Consider the following 18566-nt stretch of genomic DNA (forward strand, 5'->3'; position numbering starts at 1 on the left):
ATTTAGCTATTTAACATCACAGGCATCACCAACATGGTAACTTGCTCACCTTCATCAAGGCCATCAACCGGCGTTAGAATACCAGCTCTATTTGGTAAGCTCATTTCCAATTGTACGTTATCAGCGTTGAGGTTATTAAGCATTTCCGTTAAAAAGCGGGAGTTAAAACCAATCTGCATATCATCACCTTGATAATCACAGGTTAAACGCTCTTCGGCTTTATTACTGTAATCAATATCTTCTGCGGAAATGTTAAGTTCTGCACCAGCGATTTTTAAACGGATTTGATGCGTCGTTTTATTAGAGAATATACTAACACGTCTTACAGAGTTTAAAAACTGCGTACGATCAATGGTGAGCTTATTTGGGTTCTCCTTAGGAATTACAGCTTCGTAATTAGGATACTTTCCGTCGATCAAACGACAAACTAAGATTGAATTTTCAAAAGTGAATTTAGCGTTAGAGTCATTGTATTCAATCACTACATTTTCATCACTTGCCGCTAAAATCCCTTTTAAAAGATTTAGTGGTTTTTTAGGCATGATGAATTCTGCAACTTGGTCTGCAGTTACATCTTCTCGTGTGTACTTCACCAACTTGTGAGCATCGGTAGCCACAAAGGTCAAACCTTCCGTAGAAAATTGAAAGAACACACCACTCATCACTGGGCGTAAATCATCATTACCAGCGGCAAAGATGGTTTTTGATATCGCAGTTGCTAAAATCTCGCCAGAAATTGTGGTTTTGCTAGGATCATCTAATTCAACAGATTTAGGAAACTCTTGTCCGTCAGCATAAGCCAAAGCATATTTACCATGATTAGAGCTAATCTCAACCGTGTTATTGTCTTCAACAACAAATGTTAAGGGCTGCTCAGGAAAGGTCTTTAGTGTGTCTAAAAGTAATCTTGCAGGTAAGGCAATGCTGCCATCTTCATCACTTTCTACCTCAAGGGTTGCAGACATTGTGGTTTCCAAATCGCTTGCCGAAACAGTCAAGTTAGATCCGCTAAGTTCAAAAAGAAAATTATCTAAAATTGGGAGCGTGTTAGAGTTGTTGATAACGCCTCCCAAGACTTGTAACTGTTTAAGTAAATACGTGCTGGAAACTATAAATTTCATTTGTTTTTTATTTCTAATTGAGACTGACTTTCAAGAAAATTGGTCCTACAAATATATCCCAAACACGTTGGTTTCTAAAACAAACTTATTAACAAACAAGCCTCTAAAACAAGAGAGTGTTTGACGGGTTTATCTGTTGGTTTTACCGTAGCGTTTTCTACGAATAAAATTGAAGATGAGTCCGAAACCAGCCAATAAAATAAGGGGTAGCGCAATATTTAAGAATTGCCACTCACTTTTTTCGTCTTCTACTTTGTTACTGTCTAAAAACGCCAATTTCACTTCCTTGGTTCTAATGTTTATAAGTCCGTCATCATTGAGAAGATAATTTACGGCATTAAGTAGAAACTCCTTGTTACCAAATTTACGTTTGGTCAAAAACTCAAAGCCCAATTCTTGCGGTTGGTTGTGTACCACATCATTTTTAATAACATCACCATCTGCAATGACAATCATTTTTGTAGGGACGCTTTCGGTCTTGTCTGCTGTTTTTGCTGTTTTCGAGTCCAAAACCTCGAAAGGTTTCACCCTGTTTTTGTAAACAGAAGTAAAAGAGCCTTCCAGTAATACGGCTAAGGTTTGAAATGGCTTATTGTAGGAGGCAGGATCTGGTTCTTGGGTAACTACATCTAAATTAATATCTTTAGGAACACCTTCTAATTTTGAGAGTTGCGAACTGCGCAGTAAAATGGTTTTATCAACCTCGTTTTTTAAGGTATCTATTTGGCTGGTAAAATCAAATTTTACGGGATCAAGGTTTGCTGTAATTGGGTGGTTGGGATTACTTGCGGCCAAAGGCGAATAGGGCCATTGTACTGGTTGAAATTGCGCATTATTTCCTTCTCCAAAAGCTAAGGTTATCGGTGCTGAATATAAATCATTAACGATTACAGGATTGACCCTTACACCGTATTTAAAGAAGAAATCATTAAGGTTGAGGTCTTTCATAATGGCAACGGCGCGTCCGTTATTGTTGAGCAAACTGTCCCGATCCATAATAATGCTCTCGGTAAGCCAGAGACTTTTGCCGCCACTCATGGTGTATTGGTCTAATGCGTATTTTTCCTCTTCGGAAAAGGCGATGGTTGGTTTTGCTGAAATGATCAGATCATAATTTTCTAAATCCTTCAACGTTTTTTGCGGATTGCTCGCAATGCTATCTAAAGTAAATGGGGCTAGAAAATAATGTTCTCCCAGCGTTTTAAGAAAATCGGCAACATAAACATCTTTTAATTGTCCGTTACCACGAAGAATGGCTATTTTTTTCTCTTTTGGAGTCACCAATTTTTTAAAGGCATCGGCAAAGGCATATTCTAAATTTTGAATCGAGGAGTTGACCAATTCCTGATCTGTAGCGCCAATTTTGTTTTTGATGAGCGGTACAATAACGGTTTGCTCGTTATAACTTGCCAAGGCCCATGGAATAATAAGCTCTTGAGAGGTTTTACCACTTTCTTTAATGTTGATTTGAAACGGTTGCAATCCACGTTGGGACAATTGCTGTACATTTCGATCACGGTTGGCTTCATTTTCTAGCGGATTGATAAAGTTGAAGGAAACGTTGCTATTGTATAGTGAGAATTCTTCGAGCAGCTGTTGGGTTTCATTACGAAGTCTTCTAAACTCTGAAGGAAAATCGCCTTCTAAAAACACATCAATGATCAAGGGTGAATTGACTTCATCTACCGTGTTTAGTGCCGAGCTAGAAAGCGTATAGCGTTGGTCTTCCGTAAGGTCAAAACGCTTGTAAAGCTGAGACGATATCAGGTTGACCACAATGAGAATGACCAATGTGAGGAGAATGATAAGTAAAGGTTTGTTTTTAGTCATTCTTAGCAAATTCTAGTTCTTCTTGATATTGGATGGCTTCTTCAAGCGTATCGTTTTTAAATACCAATACCATGCATTCTTTTTGATCATTAAAGGCGCCAGGCTCAATACCCAAACCATAATTCCATCGATTGTTGTCTGGTTGTTTTTGGATGCTGTCCCAGCCAAGCCATTCTGGTGCTCCTAAAAGTGCTTTGATATCTTGCTTAGACTTGCCATCTAAAATTTCCGAAGATAGCATGTGATCTGTGAGTTCATACCGTAGGGCAGGAGATTCTTGCCAAGCTAATTCAGTAAAATATTTTTTGTGATGGTAATCGACAAAAATATTGATCATAGGATATAGCATGTAAAAATAGACGATTGGTGTCAATGCTAAACTTACTAGTATTGTGAGCCATTTTCGATGATCTATAGTGTTTACAAATAAAAACACCAGTACAAAAACCAAGCACATTAAGATGACTAAAGGCGCTGTAATAATCATTGGTTGCTTCGTTTAAGGTTGAATTTAGTAAGTACAATAAAAAACGCTGTAATACTTAAAAAATAAATCATATCCCGAGTATCTAAGACACCGCGACTCATGCTGTTAAAATGAGTTTCCATACCAAGTTTCTCTATATAAAAAAGATCACCAAAGAGCTTGTAATTGGATAAGCCCTCAAAACCAAAGTAGAAAAAGAAACAAATAAAGACGGCGATAATGAACGCTACAATTTGATTATCTGTGGTGCTTGATGCAAAAACTCCAATGGCCGTATAAGCTGCCACTAAAAATAATAGACCAAAGTAAGAACCTAAAGTACTACCGATATCAAGATTGCCCTCAGGATTCCCTAATTTTGAAATGGTGAAAACGTATAGTAGTGTAGGGATAATAGCAATAACAATAAGCAATACTGCACCCAAATATTTGCCAAAAACAATTTGTAGATGGCTAATGGGTTTGGTGAGGAGCAGTTCTAAAGTGCCTTGTTTTTTCTCATCAGCAAAGCTACGCATGGTCACTGCTGGCACAAGAAAAATTAAAATCCATGGCGCTAGCAAAAAGAAGCTGGAAAGGTCGGCAAAACCATTGTCCAAAATATTGAAATCTCCTTTAAAGAGCCAGAGAAAAAGTCCGTTCAATACCAAAAACACAGCAATGACCAAATAGCCGATGGGTGATGCAAAAAAAGTATTGATTTCTTTTTTTAAGATAGCGAACATGCAGCGAAATTTAGATCTTCAAGGTTATAGGTTCTATATGAGAACCTAGACATTACGTGATATGCTTTAAAAGTAAATTCAAAGTTAAAATTAAAAAGGTTTCTGCCACGGAATACTCCATTTTTTTGTCTGGAAATGAAGTGTAATTTGTGTTTAATCTAGCATTTCTAATCGGTCTACGCTCCAAGCTTCGGGTCTAGCGTTAAATAGAGGTTTGGTTCTTGCCCATACGCCCTTGAAGAGTTCAGAATGCCGGTAGCGTTCTAGATCGGCCTCCTCTTCCCAATAACTATAGGTAAAAAAGACGTTGGTATCGTGTTTGTCTCTGTATAACTCGAGATGTTTACAACCTTCAAAATGGCGAATGGCTTCTTTTTTAGTTTCAAAATTTGCAAGAAATTCCTGAATTTTTGAAGGGTCAAAGCTCATTTTAACGATTCTGATTAGCATGTTGTGTTGTTTTAAGGTGATGTTGAAGTAAAGCGCGGCTAATATTCTAAGCCAATTTGTGTTCTTACCGTATCTAACAATTGCATCAAATTTTTGCTAAAATCGAACGTCATGATCGGGCTTTCCGTTTTACCGTTTCTTATCAATTCATTAAAATGAATAATTTCGTAATTATAGCCTATGGTAGTATAATTAAAATCTAAAATTTTCTCTTTGCCTTCAGCTATTATGGTCACGGTTGAAGGTTCATGAAACTTTGTATTGATTTTGATGGTGCCTTTTTCGCAATGAAAGATGGCCTCGGTTTTTGTTTCTTCTAAAAACGTACTTTTAAGTTGGGCTTCAACGTTATCATCATAACCAAAAATCATGAGCGTAGACGAATCTGCTCCATTTTCAAAAAAGGTGGCCTTGGCTTCAATTGTTTTTGGTTTTCCTAGAGCAGACAGTGCCGCAAATATGGGGTAAATCCCAATATCTAATAAACTACCTCCACCAAGAGATTTTTTAAGTACTCTAGAACTCAGGTCTAATTTTGGTTTGAAACCGAAATCAGCTTCCAGTTTTAGAACATTTCCGTACGTCTTATGCTCCAATTCCTTGAGAACGTATTGGTAGTGAGGTAGAAAATAGGTCCACAAGGCTTCCATTAAAAGCGTGTCGTTTTCTTTAGCAACGCTTATCATGTGCTCGACCTCGTTGCGGTTCATGGCAAATGGTTTTTCGCATAATACTGCCTTTTTATTTTGAAGACACAACACGCTGTGTTCGTTGTGAAAACTATGCGGTGTTGCAATGTATACAGCATCAACATTTTGGTCTTTCGCTAGGGCCTCATAAGAATTATAAGCTTTGCTCGCTCCAAATTGGGAAGCAAAGTTATCTGCATTTTCTTGAGTTCTTGAGGCTACGGCATAGAGTTTGGCATCAGATACTTTTGCTAAATCTGCGGCAAATTTATGAGCTATTTTTCCAAGACCAATAATTCCCCAATTGATGGTTTTAGGCAAGTTTGTTTCCATGATTTTTAGGCTTTAAAGTTTGTATTAAAAAGGCGATGGTCATCACAATGACGCAGCCCACAAAATTCAACCAAAGAAATGGTAGGTTGATAAAGTCATACTCATTGAGAATAAATAATGCTATTATTAGCACTTGCGTGATCAGGGCGGCAGTAAATACCGCGTTACCCTTAACGAATTTCACAAAAAAGGCAAGCAGGAAAATACCCAGCACATTTCCGTAGAAAATAGAACCGATGATATTTACCAATTGTATTAAATTTTCAGCAAGGTTGGCCACACAAGCAACACTAATGGCCAAAATACCCCAAAGCAATGTAAACCATTTAGAGCTGTTGACCATTTGGCTTTCAGACTTCTCTTTGACGTTACGCTTATAAAGGTCCATGGCGGTTGTACTGGCCAAAGCATTCAACTCACTGGCAGTACTACTCATTGCAGCACTTAAAATAACAGCCAATAAAAGACCAATGAGCCCGCGTGGGAGGTTATTTAAAATAAAATGAATAAAGACATAGTCTTTATCATTACTCTCCACCTTGATATTTCTGGATTCGCCAGCCTTGTCGATTAAGTTTCGGGCTTGTGCTCTTAATTCATCTTGTTGCGTATTGGCCTCTGCAATGGTTTGAAATGTAGCGGCGTTATTATGATCAACAAAGTTGGTTAAAAGTGCTTGTTTCTCATTAAAAATGTCTTGTTGTTTTTGCTGAAGGACCTCGTATTCTTTGGCGTATTCTGAATTTAAAACCACCTCAGTGGCCGTAGGATTGAAATTTACAGGAGCCGCATTAAATTGATAGAATACAAACACCATGACACCAATGAGCAGAATAAAAAACTGCATCGGTACTTTTAGAATGCCATTAAAAATAAGGCCTAGTTGCATTTCTCTTACCGATTTTCCTGATAAATAACGTTGCACTTGACTTTGATCTGTACCAAAATAAGAGAGCATTAAAAATGTACCACCAATAAGACCGGTCCAAACTGTGTAGCGATTGTCTAAATCGAATGAAAAATCGAGCACATCCATCTTGCCACTTGCGCCAGCAATATCTAGCGCATTTGAGAAGTTGATATTTTCGGGAAGCTGATTTAAAATGATGATAAATGCCACGATCATTCCTGAGAAAATAACAATCATCTGGTGTTTTTGGGTCACGTTTACGGCTTTTGTGCCTCCTGAAACAGTATAAATAATAACCAATACACCAATAAGTACGTTGAGCAATAGGAGATTCCATCCTAAAACGGCAGATAAAATAATGGCAGGTGCAAAAATGGTAATCCCTGCAGAGAGCCCACGTTGTATTAAGAACAAAATGGCAGTTAGGGTTCTGGTCTTTAGATCAAAACGATTTTCTAGAAATTCGTAGGCCGTGTAAACCTTAAGTCTGTGATACAATGGGATAAATACCATGCAAATCACGATCATGGCAATAGGCAACCCGAAATAGAACTGCACAAAACCCATCCCGTCATTAAAGGCTTGTCCTGGTGTAGATAAAAAGGTGATGGCACTGGCTTGGGTTGCCATAACCGACAAACCTATGGTCCACCAGGGGGATGTATTACCACCTTTTAAGTAATCCTGTACGTTTTTACTGCCACGGGTTTGGTAAGTGCCGTAAGCTACAATGAGTACAAGTGTTCCTATTAAAATAGTCCAGTCTAGAGTTTGCATTTAAAAATGGTTTGTGATGAGGTAAAATGCAAGAATATACAGTGCGTTAGCCACAAGAACAATGGTGTACCAACGGCTCCATGTATATTTTTCTAAACCTGATTTCGACATAGATGATCTTTTTAAAAATTGGTGGTATTCATAAATACGCTAGTTCTTGATTTGAGTTTTTGGTAGGTTATCTTTCCCTAAAGATAAGATATTGGCGAATAAGCGATAAGCGCCAGAAACACCTGCGGGAAATTCCCTGAAAAAGCTTAAACCCGTATATACGTAGTAACCTTCGCCGTATTGAGCGACTAATAAACTTCCTGTCTTTGCGGTTTCACCACTATCATTCATAGATAATATGGGCGTGAATTCAGAAGACCATTCATCGGGGAAATAAAGTCCGCGCTCTTGCGTCCACCCCTCAAAATCCTTTAAAGTGATTTTGTTTGGTGCGTTTAAGACATCATGATTTGGAGCAATAAGCTCAACTTTTGCGTTTTCATCGGTCACCCGATCTCTAGATAGTTTTAAATCGTATGGCGCCAGAGTATTAATTTTCAGACCTCTACTCGTGTTGTATTGTACAACCATGGTGCCTCCTTGAGCCACATAATCAAACAATAGTTCTTGTTTGTATTTTAAATCTTCGACGGTATTGTAAGCTCTAATTCCAACCACGATAGCATCAAAACGTTTTAAGTTTTCTGCGGAAATATCCTCGGGTTTTAAAACAGCAACGTTGTAGCCAATTTGTCTTAAACTTTCTGGAACCACATCTCCGGCACCTTCAATATAGCCGACATTTTGACCACGCTTTTGAATATCCAATCTTACGATTTTACTTTCACTGGGCATCAATACCGTTTGATAGGGAATGTGATCGTAATCTATTTCAACAAGTTCTTTGCTGTAAACAGCATCTCCAATATGAACCATTGGGGACAATGTGCCTTCACTTTGCTCTTTTGGAGGAATTAGTGTAAAAACCAATGTTTGGGTTTCTCCTTTATGAGCAATGGTGATTTTTTGTTTTTCGGGATAGACTTGCCAATCTTTAGGGTGAGCAAGTTCCACATAACCCTCTAGGTTTTCTCTGCTGGAGTTTACAATAACCTCAATATCGCGTTGTTGGTCACTATCTACAATAATAACTTTTTCTTGAATTTTAGCTGAGGCTTCAGGTACAATTTCAAAAGGCTTATACACTTCACCTTTTACAAGGTCATTTGTTTTATAGACCAAAGCCTTTTCGAAAGGAATTGCTATAGTTTCGATACTCAGATTAAAAGTGATTTTTAGATCTCTAGGGGTTTCAGGTTTTCCGATAAGAGATGTATCGTCTACGCGATACATGCCTAAACTTCCGGTTTGTGTTAACCAATACGGTGTTGTGAAGTTTTGGTTAGAATTGATTTTTAAAGACTCTTTAAACTCGTAATCTGTATTATTATCTAAGTTGATGTTTTTCTCAATTTTAACGCCGTTAGGATTAACGATGTTTGAGAGCTTAATGTTGGCGTCACTTCTATTGATCACTTCAACGCTCATATCAACTGTTTCTCCTGGAGTTGCCAAATTAGTATTGGTCACAGCTTCTAGGTACAGGCCAGCACAAGCGGCAATGATCTGTTTGATCTCTTGAGTTTTGTAAGTGCGCCAGTGGTCATTTTCAAGATTTTGAATGAGTGTATAGGCACGCATGAGTTCTTTTAAGGATGCCGCAGGATTTTTAAAATTATAATTGCTTTGAACTTGATTTAGAATATCTCCAATAGCTTTTCCTCCTTTAACTCGATTCCATGTGGTGTCTATGCCATCAAATAGGTTGGATTTATCTTTTGGTAAGTCACCGTTAATGAGTTCAATGTATTCTAATTGCTTACCGCGGCTTCCAGTACTTCCAAAGCCTTGTGATTTATGTTGGCTTCTACTTAAGGCGGCAATTTCGGGATTGCTCATTCCGCTTGATGGGAAATAGACGCCAGTATCAATTTGTAGTAAATTGGACTTATCAGCATTGTCAAAGGCCTCTTGACTTCCGTAGAACCACCATGACGTGTTAAAAAATTGTCGTTTGGGTTGCCAAGGATTTACATATTTTAGTTGCTCGGGAAAGGCAGATTTTGAATTTGCCAAATCAAAGGCTTCAACGCTTAGCATGGCAGAACTTGTATGGTGACCATGGGTGCTTCCAGGACTGCGATGATCAAAACGGTTGATGATAATGTCTGGTTGAAATCGTCTTATTGCTAAGACCACATCACTTAGTACATCGTCTTTATTCCAAATTTCTAATGTTTCATCAGGATGTTTAGAATAACCAAAGTCGTTTGCTCTTGTAAATAGTTGTTCTCCACCATCGGTACGTCTTGCGGCGAGAAGCTCTTGAGTTCTAATAACACCCAATAACTCTCTTATTTCTGGGCCAATAAGGTTTTGACCGCCATCACCTCTAGTTAGCGAGAGATAGGCAGTTCTTGCCTTAACCTCGTTAGATAAGTATGATATGAGCCTAGTATTCTCGTCATCTGGATGCGCTGCGAGATATAATACTGATCCTAAAAAATTGAGTTTTTTTATGGATTCAAATATTTCAGAAGAGGTGGGTTTTTTAGGTTGTTGTGCGTTAACTAATGTTGTGGTCAATAAAAATAGGACCAATAAGCGTAATGTGTTTTGCATGGTGGTTTGATAACTTAGCTTGGTCTCAAATATAACGAAGTGGGTTAGGGTAGTGGTGGCTTTTAGAGTTTCTTTAACGTTGCTAAACGTGAGAAATTGAGATGCTTTCCATAGGTAAAGCATTAATCACATCTCGAAGCATATTCATCAATGAGATTATAATATAAAGATAAAAAATACGCCACATCTAAATCGTCTTCTGCGTTTCGACGTTCGCGCCCAGCTTTGTACGCTTTCAACTTTTCTTTTTTCTCTTTTCTAAATTGTTTGTAGGCTTCCCTTCCTTTTTGACGTGTATCCTTATCTATTATTTCATTTTTAGCAGCATCCAGATAGGCTAGAAATTCTGGACAATCACTGCCCGCTTCGGCAAATGATTTAAATAATTTATCAGTTAAACTGCCTGTATTAAAGAGGTTAATTCTATTAACATCAATGGGGATGTAGGCATAATCTTGATTTGGATTTTTGATATAGGCAATCACATACATCATTTCACAATTACTGCCATTTGAACAGTTATAGGCTTTCAAACCATAAAGATCAAGTGCTCCAGCTTTAATTAAGGGTACGATCACCTCTCGTTCTAAATCTACAACCTCATTATTTGAATTGATAGTTTTAAGCTTTATTTTTTCATAAATAACAGCCTCTTCTCTTAACAACGTGATGCTCTTAATATCCTTAAGTTCCATTTTTTGTACTTCGCCATCTGTTGTGCTTTTGAATTTTATATTGGGATTATCCATCCTCAATTTAGATTCAATGGATTTGAACTCAAACCCAACCCCGCGAAACTCAACCGTTTTGGGTAGTATAAAATCAGTTATAAAACCGCTCAGTGTGTTTCCGTTTTCGAGAACGAGAGCCGCGGGAATGTATTCTTTTTTAGAAAAATCGAATAGTACCGACTGGCTATAGCTTTGAAATGCTATAAGAATGATAAAGATGTTTATGACTTTTTTCATACGTTATTATTGAATTAAACCGCCCTGCTATCGTCTTCCATATAATCTTCAATAGCATCTTTTTCAACTAGCGTTACGGCTTTTTGAAGCATCAAATTATTAGGGTAGGTTACAAGGTCTCCATTATCTTGTCTCAGGTGCAATTGAAAGGCTCTAATATCTTCTATGATGGCTTCAATTGGAAAGTCCTTATCGTGAATCATAATTTTATCTCCTACTTTATAAGGAAATGAAAAGAACATGATGATCCCTGAAGTTATATTACTTAAAATAGACCAAATGGCAAATAATCCAATCCCTATGACTGCAAATATAGATGAAAAGATAAGTGCCATTTCTTTGAATTCTGCACCAAATACAAATGCTTCTGCAAGGATTGCAATAAGAAATAACGTGACCGAAACATAGCGGCAAATCAAATTGATTCGGGCATCGTTAAGATTACTTTTTCTTCCTATTTTACGAATGAGCGCATTGATCATTAATCTTACTAATAAGAGAAAGAGTAGAATAAAACCAGAGATGATGAGTTGGTTTTGATAAGTCTCAAAAAACATATAAAAATCGATTTAATACTATTGCTCACAAAGATACGTTTCTATTATTTTGAAACGATAAGCTAAATTTAATTAAGCTGAAGTGTTTCTCTCAGTCCCGCATCTGAATTGTTATTTTTATTCCAATACGCAGACTTAATGGTATTTAGTTTTGTGGCTGTAGTGGTTAAGGTTTCCGCACGGTCTCCAAATCCGCTGTTAAATGTTTCTTCCCAAGATGTAATATCATATGGAAACTGTGGATTAAAATTTATGGATATTTTACGCTCCAATTCGGGGTAAGTAATACTGTAATTACCTTCGTTTAAGACAGCCTTTGCGTCATAGGCTTTTAATGTCACGTGTTTTAGACTTATAAATTCAAAAGCGGGAATCATTTTGATCTCTCCAACCGGTAAAGATGACGGTTCAAGGCGTAATTGCGTCCAAATCTCATTTTCTAAAAGGGCTTTACTAAGTTTAAAATTTTCGTCAGCTTCGTTTTCAAAATAGCTGTGAGACGTGACTTCAAACTGATCGCGATTGTTTAATTGAGAGTAAACATGACCGCACCATTCCTGGATGGAGCAACTTACCTTCAGGGCGTGCTGGGTATTTGCTACAGGATAAAACGTAGATTGCATAATCGCATACGGGTAGATTCCCGTAGTAAAGGTTTTGGTCGCATTTAGTTTTAAGACGGGAATATTGTCCGCGTTAGCATTATCTGCTTTTACTTGTTTTTCTTTTAAAAAGGGCTCAGTGACAAAGACCAAAACAGCTTGTCCCTCTCTAAGTTCTCCATAGCGTGCTTGTTTTAATGTGTAGGATGAGATTTCAGCCTCGCCAGCATACCAATAGTCTTTGAATGCTGAGGTTTGCTCAAATTCACTTTTCTTCGGAAGCCTCTCTGATGTGGCTGCAGCATTAGAGGTTGAAAATGAGGCTTGATCTTTTTCTGAAGCATTGTCTTTACATGAGCTTAGTGTTCCGCAGAACATCAAAGCCAATATTAAAGGGCGAGGGGCTGAAAAGTTAATGGTCATGGTTTTTATTATAAAGATAAGATCTGTCATTTATAACGCCATAGCGTTTAACGTTTTATAGAGTAGATGGGTTGGTAAACCAACAACGTTAGCGTATGAGCCTTCGATGGCAGTAATCCCTATTTGTCCAATCCATTCTTGGATACCGTAAGCACCAGCCTTGTCAAAGGGTTTATAGGTATTGATGTAGTATTGAATTTCTTGGTCTGTCAAGCTTTTAAAGGTCACTTTAGTGCTTGAGTGTACCGTTTTTTGAGATGCTTTCGTGGTAAAACATATGGAGCTAATCACCTCGTGAGTGGTGTTGCTCATAGACTTGAGCATTTCAAAAGCCTCTTGCGCATCTTTGGGTTTGCCCAAAGCTTTTTGCTGGTGCCAGACGATGGTGTCACTGGTAACAAGAATGTCTTTTTCCTTGAGTTCATCTTTAAAAGCTAAGGCTTTGAGTTGCGCTAAATAATCGCTTATTTCAAAATGAACCAATCGTTGCGGGTAGTTTTCAATAACGGGCTTTAATCTAATTTCAAAATCAAGGCCTAATTCTTTAAAAAATTGATGGCGTCTCGGAGATCCAGAAGCTAAAATAAGATGATAGTCTGTTAGTTTTTCAGCGAGCATATTGAATGTTTCTAAAGTTAAGTTTTATACTTTTAAAAAGACCTTTGGCACTAAAGCTTTAGAAATTGGTCTTTTTATTTAAGTATAAAAGGATATAGTAAAAGTGAGAGCATGCCCAAAAGCATGATCACCTTATAGATACCGCTTATTTTTTTATAATGGCTTTTATGTTCTGCACCAAAAATCTTGATGGTGGCATAAATTAATGGAGCAATGATCAAGATCAAAAAATAGGCAATGGCCAATTGCTGCTTGTATAAATAGGTGGCCAAATAGTAAATGACCATTGCAATAGGGATCATGCTTACAGCAAATACAATTTTTTTGGCGCGTTCTCGGCCAATGGCGATAGGGATGGTGTTCATTCCAGACTTGTAATCCCCGTCAATATCTTCAATATCTTTAATTAATTCTCTTACCAAATTGATCATAAAAGCAAAAACGGCGTAATCAAAAATAATATTAAGAAATATCATTTGCGTGGCTTTGTTTTGGGAAAACGTAGCAGGAATCACATCAAAGATCCCAATGATGAGTACGCTAAGGCCCACTAAGATAGAAATAGCAAGGTTGCCGATAAAGATGGTACGCTTTAAAAACGATGCATACAGATAAAGCGCTAATGAGGTAATTACAAAAATGCCAAAGAATGCGGGTTTGCCAATATGATTAGACAAATAAAAGCCTAAAAGAATCCCCGTAATGTTAAAACCAAAAAACAGATTGTAGGCTACTGACTCTGTGATGTGCTTTCCAACGATTTGCTTATCAGATCTATTGATGGCATCGGTATCTACATCATAAATATCATTGATGATATTTCCAGCGGCTGCCAGACATATGGTTGCAAGGCTAAGTACTGCAAAATGAAGGTTGTCAAGAACCGTTAAAATATTAAAGGCTTCTAAAAGTGCGTATTTTATTAAAAGGTGCACTAAGAGAATTAATGCTAAATTTTTCCAACGAATGAGATTTAAAATATACAAGGAGTCACTTTTAGGATTGAAGTTAGTAAAGACTACAAAGGTTTAAAATTTCGGCTAAAGTTCGCAAAGGTTTTTAAATAAAAACAGAAGTTTTTAACTTTCAAAAAAACCGGTGCTTCCTCCAACCCAGGTTTTATCTTTATTGTATTTAACGCCAACCATTTCGCCTTTGCTCAAACGCATCAAATTACTCACAATTTGAGTTTTGTTGGTTTTAGAGTTGTGCAAAAGCATCATCCTTATTTCACATTTAGCAGGAACGTCCATAGTTTCAATCACTGGGGCGTAAGCTACTCTTTCTTGTAAAAGGTAGGTGGATTTGTCTTCAATGGCATCAATCATAGCTCGTGTGACATGTATTTTAACACCAGCGCCAGCAAATGAATATAAAGGCTTTAAGACGAAATTTTCTAAATCGGTAGGAATTGTTTCTAGTTTATCGAGATAGTAAGATTTTGGTACATAATCGCCGTGCAACAATGGCATGGTGAATTTACTGATTCTAAAAAACCAATTGGGATGACCAATCCATTCTACATCCACATCATCGGAAAAGTGAAATGCTGTTTCTAAGTCTTTTCGTTGATCTAGCTCGTCAAAGATGATGCGATTATAGATTTTTAAAACGACAATTTTATCTCCTTTGTCATCAAGATAGTACAATTGCTTTCCGTCTTTTTTTAAATCGGTAATACAAAGTACCTTAATGCCTAGTGCCGCTTCCGTAGCATAAAAATCAATCGCTGTGGCCTGTTTTTCTGGCTCAATTTCCAATAAAATCACCTGTTTGGGGTCTGTATCACCAACAATTTCGTCTCTTAAAAGATCCACATACTGCTCTGGGGTCATGCCGTCAATATGTTGAGAATAGTCTGCAGGTATGGCATCTCCAAAGTGTTTTCGGTACATGCGACCTAACAGTTCTTGAAAGAAATAAAGCGACGGAAATCCTTGTAATTCAATAAGTTTAGGCACGAGTTCTCCTTGGTCATTTTTACATACTCCAAAATCTAATTGAATAAATTTAGCCTGATCATCTTCGTTGGGTACGATGTTGGTCTTGTCAAAAAAAGCAGCATCTGTAAGCGCTTTAAAATTGGGCTTATTGATCACCGTCATGATATCATGACACGCATCCACTAATTTTGTTTTTAGAGCTTTGGGAATGAATGCTGGAGTCTCAGCAATTTTAAATTGAGGCTTGTAATCGTAGGATCTTGTGATATCTTCCAAAAAAGAGTTGTATTTAGCCTCGGTAAATTGATTGTTATAGCGTTTACGGTGTTTTGGAATCATGTGAACTTATGATATTAAAGATTGACCAACGTGATTTATGGCGTTGGAAATAAATTTAGGAAGAATCGCATTATAGGTCATGGTAATTTTATCTGGATCGTCCATTTTATCCATCATGTCATTGTACTTTTCTTCCCCAAAATTGTTGATGACCTTCATCTTGTTCTCTTCAGCCAAAAAATAGGCTTTCATGCCAATAGGATCGGCTTCTGGGTGAAATTGAGTGCCTACAAATTCTTCGGAAAATCGAACCGCCATAATAGCGCGTTCATATTCAACATGAGTTCTTATTTTTTCTAGACTGAGAATGGTGGCACCTTGCTCTTTAAAGACTTTTAATCTGGGTTGAACCAATTGCCAATCTCTGGAGTCTACAGCATAAAACGGATCATTCAATCCCTCCAACAAGGGATCCTTAATGCCTTTTTTTGTTTTATGAACAGGAAGAATACCAAAGGAAGTGCTCTTTCTGGGTTTGATAGTGCCCAGTTTAAAGTAATTACAAACAACTTGGAACGAATAGCATATAAAGAAAACATGTTTCTTTTGAAACGCTGATGTTTCGTTGAAATCCCATAGTTGCTGGATCAAGTTGAGGTATGGTGCTCTCCACTCGCCATCTTCTAATGGGATACCAGGGCCGCCACTTGAAATATACACATCATAAGAGGTGTCTGGTAATTCGTTTTTTGCACGCACGTTAAAAACAGTGGTATCGGCATCTTCAGTAAAAAAAGCAGCAATCTCCTTGATGCAACGTAAACCTTGGTTTGGCGCATCGTTGTTCATGTCTAAAATTGCAATTTTAGCTTTTTCTTTCGTCATATTCATGTGCTCTATCATTCTAATTATGTTCCTAGTATAGTTTGGTCTGTAATGTAGTCGACCACTTTTTTAAGATCTTTGGTTTCTTCAAAAATGGCCAATTGGCGATCTGCGCCTGTACCGTTTTTGAGCATTTGCTCAATAAACTCAATCTCTTTTCTTGAGCCTAAATCATCTACAACATCATCTACAAAATCAAGTAGCTCTCCCATGAGTAACCTGGTCTCAACTTCGCATTCTTTTCCGAAATCAATCATTTTGCCGTCAATACCATAACGACTGGCCCGCCATTTGTTTTCATTAATTAAAGCTCTATGGTACCAATTGAAATTAAGATTTTGATTTCTTAGTTTGTACAATTTAGCAACCAAAGCCTGTACTAGTGCTGCAATGCTCAATGTTTCTTCTATGGTTAAAGGAACATCGCATATGCGTACTTCTAGTGTTGGAAAAAATGGGTGGATGCGAATATCCCACCAAATTTTCTTCGGATTGTCAATACACTTTGTTTTAACTAAAAGATTAACATAATGCTCATATTCTGCCACACTGTGAAAAATACCAGGGATCCCGGTTCTAGGGAATTTGTCAAAAACCTTTGATCTAAACGATTTAAATCCCGTATTTCTGCCTTCCCAAAAAGGAGAGTTTGTTGAAAGCGCATACAAGTGAGGTAAAAAATAGCGCATGGAGTTGACCAAGTGTAAGGCCAGCTGCTTATCTTCAATACCCACATGAACGTGAAGGCCAAAAATTAAGTTAGACCTAGCTGTGTCTTGCAGCTCGTTAACAATTTCATCATAACGAGGGTTGGGTGTAATGAGCTGAGTTTCCCATTTGGTAAAAGGGTGGGTTCCAGCAGCACCAATTTTAAATCCTAAATCATGAGCTATAGAACCAATAGATTTTCGTAAATGCGTGATCTCGGTACGTGCTTCAGAAATATCATTGCAAATATTTGTACCAACCTCAACAACCGCTTGGTGCATCTCTGCTTTAACTTGTTCATCGAGCAATTTTGCAGCATTGGTGACAATCTGCTGATCGTGCGAAATTAATTCGCGCGTGCTGGGATCAATAACTTGATATTCTTCTTCTATGCCTAATGTAAACTTCATATTAAATTACTCTAAATTAAAACATTAACTCGATTATGTTGAAACTAAAAAGAAGATTACTTCTTGGTAGTTTTTGTGGCTGCTTTTTTGATAGCAGTCTTTGGAGTTGCTGTCTTTTTTGTTGCAGGTTTAGGAGTAGCTGTCTTTGATTCTGCTTTTTTTACGGCTGGTTTAGGCGTTGCTGTTTTTTTAGCTGGCGCTTTTTTAATTGCGGTTTTAGCGGGTGCCATTTGATCTTTTACAAAGGTTCCCCATGTCAAATTCATTTGTCCCTTCTTGTAAGCTTTAGCCTTTTTGATGGCCATATTTGCAGCGTTTTCGACAATCCAGTCAAAATTGTCTTGACCAACAGAGTGTATGTCTGCATCAGGAGCAGGGTTACAGAAATCAATGGCATACGGGATGCCATCTCGCACTGCAAATTCTACTGTGTTAAAGTCATAGCCTAAGGCTTTGTTAAGTGTGATGCAATATTTTTTGACAAGTGCCAGTAATTTTTTATCCACTTGAGGTCCGTCGATCACGTAACGTAAATGAAAAGGATTTCTAGGTTCGTATTGCATGATGTGCACATTGTCTGTGTCCAGAACGTAGCATCTAAAATATTCAGTAAACTGAATTTCCTCTTGAAGCATCATTACCAAATGTTCTGTTTCCCCATGTTTTCTCCAGAGATCATCTGGATTATCTACACGGTACACACTTTTCCATCCACCTCCATCGTGAGGTTTCATGTAGGCAGGAAAGCCAATGGTCTCGAACATTTTCTCCCAATTGAAAGGAAATTTCATGTTTCTAAACGAATTTTGATCGGTATCTGGCGGACGATGTGATGTTGGTAGAATAAAGGTCTTAGGGACAGGGACGCCTACTTTTTCTGCTAAAGCATTATTGAAAAACTTTTCGTCGGCACTCCACCAAAACGGATTGTTGATAACGGCAGTACCGGTAATGGCCGCATTTTTTAAATACGCTCTGTAAAAAGGGACGTCTTGTGAAATGCGATCAATAATTACAGCATATTCGTCAGATTTTGCCTGCTCAACCGTGTCAATTAGCACTGCTTCAGCAACCATATCCTTAATGCCTTGTTCTTTTATTTTTTGATTGGTACGGTCTATAAATGCTTGTGGAAAGGTGTTTTCCTGACCGAATAAAATTCCTATTTTCTTCATGTT

The 18566-nt window shown here is 37.6% G+C and carries 17 protein-coding genes; all 17 read right to left on the reverse strand.

Features of this window, described 5'->3' with window-relative positions; genetic code table 11:
* Positions 1–2: 2 nt before the first annotated feature.
* Positions 3–1121, reverse strand: coding sequence for a DNA polymerase III subunit beta (gene dnaN, locus P176_RS0114300; RefSeq protein ID WP_026755343.1), 1119 nt, complete (start codon positions 1119–1121; stop codon positions 3–5).
* A 129-nt stretch (positions 1122–1250) separates the two neighbouring features.
* On the reverse strand, positions 1251–2951 hold the full coding sequence (gldG, locus tag P176_RS0114305; RefSeq protein WP_026755344.1) for a gliding motility-associated ABC transporter substrate-binding protein GldG: 1701 nt from the start codon (positions 2949–2951) through the stop codon (positions 1251–1253).
* A complete protein-coding gene (locus P176_RS0114310; protein ID WP_026755345.1) occupies positions 2944–3438 on the reverse strand; it encodes a hypothetical protein in 495 nt (164 codons plus the stop codon). The genes gldG and P176_RS0114310 overlap by 8 nt, the downstream gene beginning before the upstream one ends.
* Complete coding sequence (gene gldF, locus P176_RS0114315) at positions 3435–4163, reverse strand: gliding motility-associated ABC transporter permease subunit GldF (RefSeq protein ID WP_026755346.1); 729 nt, start codon at positions 4161–4163, stop codon at positions 3435–3437. Before gldF ends, P176_RS0114310 begins: the two co-directional genes overlap by 4 nt.
* Before the next feature lie 153 nt (positions 4164–4316).
* Positions 4317–4613: a putative quinol monooxygenase gene (locus P176_RS0114320; RefSeq protein ID WP_026755347.1), complete on the reverse strand. Its 297-nt coding sequence runs from the start codon at positions 4611–4613 to the stop codon at positions 4317–4319.
* 38 nt (positions 4614–4651) lie between these two features.
* On the reverse strand, positions 4652–5635 hold the full coding sequence (locus P176_RS0114325; protein ID WP_026755348.1) for a Gfo/Idh/MocA family protein: 984 nt from the start codon (positions 5633–5635) through the stop codon (positions 4652–4654).
* A complete protein-coding gene (locus P176_RS0114330; protein WP_026755349.1) occupies positions 5616–7322 on the reverse strand; it encodes a sodium:solute symporter in 1707 nt (568 codons plus the stop codon). Before P176_RS0114330 ends, P176_RS0114325 begins: the two co-directional genes overlap by 20 nt.
* A gap of 150 nt (positions 7323–7472) precedes the next feature.
* A complete protein-coding gene (locus P176_RS0114335) occupies positions 7473–9995 on the reverse strand; it encodes a PIG-L family deacetylase (RefSeq protein WP_026755350.1) in 2523 nt (840 codons plus the stop codon).
* Between the two features lie 122 nt (positions 9996–10117).
* Complete coding sequence (locus P176_RS0114340) at positions 10118–10963, reverse strand: hypothetical protein (RefSeq protein ID WP_026755351.1); 846 nt, start codon at positions 10961–10963, stop codon at positions 10118–10120.
* A 14-nt stretch (positions 10964–10977) separates the two neighbouring features.
* On the reverse strand, positions 10978–11520 hold the full coding sequence (locus tag P176_RS0114345; RefSeq protein WP_026755352.1) for a mechanosensitive ion channel domain-containing protein: 543 nt from the start codon (positions 11518–11520) through the stop codon (positions 10978–10980).
* A gap of 68 nt (positions 11521–11588) precedes the next feature.
* Positions 11589–12575: a septum formation inhibitor Maf gene (locus P176_RS0114350; RefSeq protein WP_231481262.1), complete on the reverse strand. Its 987-nt coding sequence runs from the start codon at positions 12573–12575 to the stop codon at positions 11589–11591.
* Positions 12576–13163 (reverse strand): Maf-like protein, encoded by a 588-nt coding sequence (locus P176_RS0114355; protein WP_026755354.1) that lies wholly within the window; start codon positions 13161–13163, stop codon positions 12576–12578.
* A 74-nt stretch (positions 13164–13237) separates the two neighbouring features.
* Positions 13238–14149: a geranylgeranylglycerol-phosphate geranylgeranyltransferase gene (locus tag P176_RS0114360; protein ID WP_156033099.1), complete on the reverse strand. Its 912-nt coding sequence runs from the start codon at positions 14147–14149 to the stop codon at positions 13238–13240.
* Between the two features lie 93 nt (positions 14150–14242).
* Positions 14243–15445, reverse strand: coding sequence for a hypothetical protein (locus P176_RS0114365; RefSeq protein WP_026755356.1), 1203 nt, complete (start codon positions 15443–15445; stop codon positions 14243–14245).
* A gap of 6 nt (positions 15446–15451) precedes the next feature.
* Positions 15452–16270, reverse strand: a complete 819-nt coding sequence (locus P176_RS0114370; RefSeq protein WP_026755357.1) for a type 1 glutamine amidotransferase — start codon at positions 16268–16270, stop codon at positions 15452–15454.
* A gap of 23 nt (positions 16271–16293) precedes the next feature.
* Complete coding sequence (locus tag P176_RS0114375) at positions 16294–17388, reverse strand: carboxylate-amine ligase (protein WP_026755358.1); 1095 nt, start codon at positions 17386–17388, stop codon at positions 16294–16296.
* A gap of 56 nt (positions 17389–17444) precedes the next feature.
* A complete protein-coding gene (locus P176_RS19555) occupies positions 17445–18563 on the reverse strand; it encodes a RimK family alpha-L-glutamate ligase (RefSeq protein ID WP_051605514.1) in 1119 nt (372 codons plus the stop codon).
* Positions 18564–18566: the final 3 nt, after the last annotated feature.

Origin of the sequence: Sediminibacter sp. Hel_I_10, assembly GCF_000688335.1 — a bacterium.
Classification (GTDB): domain Bacteria; phylum Bacteroidota; class Bacteroidia; order Flavobacteriales; family Flavobacteriaceae; genus Psychroserpens.